General features: G+C 61.4%; 1 protein-coding gene. It reads left to right on the plus strand.

The genetic code is table 11. The annotated features are described in order from the left end of the window. A partial coding sequence (locus tag OP496_RS17500) for a chemotaxis protein CheW (RefSeq protein ID WP_280565163.1) occupies positions 1-1,799 on the plus strand: 1,799 nt, incomplete at its 5' end. Positions 1,800-1,865 lie beyond the last annotated feature (66 nt).

Consider the following 1,865-nt stretch of genomic DNA (forward strand, 5'->3'; position numbering starts at 1 on the left):
AGTTGGGACATGGCGTGGGCAGCGAGCCCGAGGCCGATATCGCGCCACCCGAGCAGACGTCGGATGAAGCCGAAAGTCCGGCTAGCGGGAATACGGTTGGCGAGGAAGCGTCGGAGGAGCAGGCGCAGGTGGCTCAGGACGCCGACGCCGATAGCGGCTGGCTGCGTGTCGTGCTTTTGAACGTATCCGACAAGGATCGTGAGCTTCTCGTCGAGGAACTCGGCAATCTGGGGACCGTGAAAGAGCAGCACGGAGATGCCGCACGTTATGAGGTGGTGCTGGAAAGTGCCTCCAGCCGCGACGATATCGAAGCTGTGATGTGCTTCATCGTCGAGCCTGAGCAACTCGATATTGCTGCGATCGCCGCACCGACCGAGACGGCGCAAGGAGAGGCCGAAGTTGCTTCGGCACCTGCTGTGTCTCAGGACGATGCACCGGCACCCGAGGCGCCGGCCCCTACCGAGCAGGCGGAGACCCCCGCAGAAAAAGCGCCGGCCCAGGCCGCGACCGACGACAAACCCGCGAATGCAGCGCCAGGAAACAAGGGCGGCGGTGCCAAGAAAAAGGCGGGTGGGGAATCGGCGACGATTCGCGTGCCGGTGGAAAAGGTCGATCAGATCATCAACCTCGTCGGTGAGCTGATCATTACCCAGTCCATGCTCGATCAAACCGCCAGCGAACTCGACGTGGCCTCGCATGGGCCGCTGGTCAATGGCATGAACCTGCTACAGCGCAACGCGCGTGACTTGCAGGAGTCGGTGATGTCGATCCGCATGGTGCCGATGGACTACGTGTTCAGCCGCTTTCCTCGCTTGGTGCGCGATCTTACCGGCAAGCTAGGCAAGGACATCGAGCTGGTCACGGAGGGCAAGTCCACCGAGCTCGACAAGAGCCTGACCGAGCGCATCATCGATCCTTTGACGCACCTCGTGCGCAATAGCCTCGACCATGGCATCGAGATGCCTGATGCGCGCGAGGCCGCCGGAAAACCGCGCACCGGCACACTGACGCTGTCCGCCCAACACCAGGGTGGCAACATCCTCATCGAAGTGAAGGACGATGGGGGCGGTCTCAACCGCGACAAGATCCTCGCCAAGGCGGCTCATAACGGACTGGCCGTTTCCGATAGCATGAGCGACGACGAGGTTTGGCAGCTTATCTTCGCGGCGGGATTTTCGACCGCCGATCAGGTCAGCGACGTCTCCGGACGCGGCGTGGGCATGGACGTTGTCAAGCGCAACATTCAGGCCATGGGCGGCCACGTCGAGATTCAGTCTTGGCCTGGGAAAGGCACCACGACCCGCGTGGTATTGCCGCTGACCCTGGCCATCCTCGATGGCATGTCGATCAAGAGTGGGCCGGAAATCTTCATCCTGCCGCTCTCGGCAGTGCTCGAGTCACTACAGCCCAGTAACGATGATATCTACTCAATGGCGGGCAACGACAAGTTGCTCAAGGTGCGCGACGAGTACCTACCGCTGATCGCCTTGCACGATATCCTGCACATCGACGGCTCCGAGCAAGACCCGACCCAATGTATCGCGGTCATCCTGCAGGCCGAAGGGCGGCGCTATGCCTTGTTGGTCGACGATCTCGTCGGTCAGCAACAAGTGGTGGTCAAGAACCTCGAAACCAACTACCGCAAGGTGCCGGCCATCTCGGCAGCGACGATTCTCGGGGATGGCAGCGTGGCGCTGATTCTCGACGTCGCCGATGTCAACCGCTTGCACCGTCAGCGTGCCAATTCCCCCAAGCACGCCGAACTAACCGCATCACGCCAGGAGGACGTAGTTTCATGAGTGACATGACCCAGGCCGCCGAAGCGGCTATCGATACGCAAAGCCAGGAATACCTGGTGTTCTCGC

The sequence above is a fragment of the Chromohalobacter sp. 48-RD10 genome, from assembly GCF_029889785.1.
Taxonomy (GTDB): Bacteria; Pseudomonadota; Gammaproteobacteria; order Pseudomonadales; family Halomonadaceae; genus Chromohalobacter.